General features: G+C 77.1%; 1 pseudogene. It reads right to left on the bottom strand.

From position 1 onward, the window contains the following. Positions 1-477 (bottom strand): annotated as a pseudogene (locus CQZ88_RS32190) (DNA-binding protein); the annotation flags it as partial.

Genomic DNA, 477 nt, shown 5'->3' with positions numbered 1-477 from the left:
CGAGCCACGGACGTCGCGGCGCGTCGAGCCACGCGCCCGCGAGCACGGCCCAGCGCTGCGCGGGCGGCGCGTTCGACCAGCCGTCGGCGGCGGTGGTCGGCGCCCAGTAGTCGTCGATGTCCGTCGGGGGCGGCGGCTGGGGCACACCCCGCGAGATCAGGCCGGCCGCGGCGAGCACCTCGACGAGCAGCGCGGCGAGTTGCTCGTCGACATCGACGGTCTTGGCGAGGCGGCGCAGTTCGCGCACTCCGAGTCCCCCGGACTTGAGCGCGGGGGCGGGCAGCGCGGCGAGCGCGTCGATCAGGTTCTCGCAGTGCCGCAGCAGTTCGAGGGCGGCGCCCGCAGCGGTGGCGTTGACCTCGGCGACGACGTGCGTCGCGGGCAGCGGCCGGGGCGGGGTGAGGGCGGCGGGGTCGAAAGGGGCCTCGCCGCGCAGCGCCTGCCCGACCCGGTGCGGCAGCTCGACGGTCTCGTCGT

The organism is Rhodococcus sp. ENV425 (assembly GCF_002887785.1).
GTDB lineage: Bacteria > Actinomycetota > Actinomycetes > Mycobacteriales > Mycobacteriaceae > Rhodococcus > Rhodococcus aetherivorans.
The sequence above is the reverse complement of the archived record's forward strand: the minus strand, read 5'-3'. Positions and strand labels throughout refer to the sequence as shown.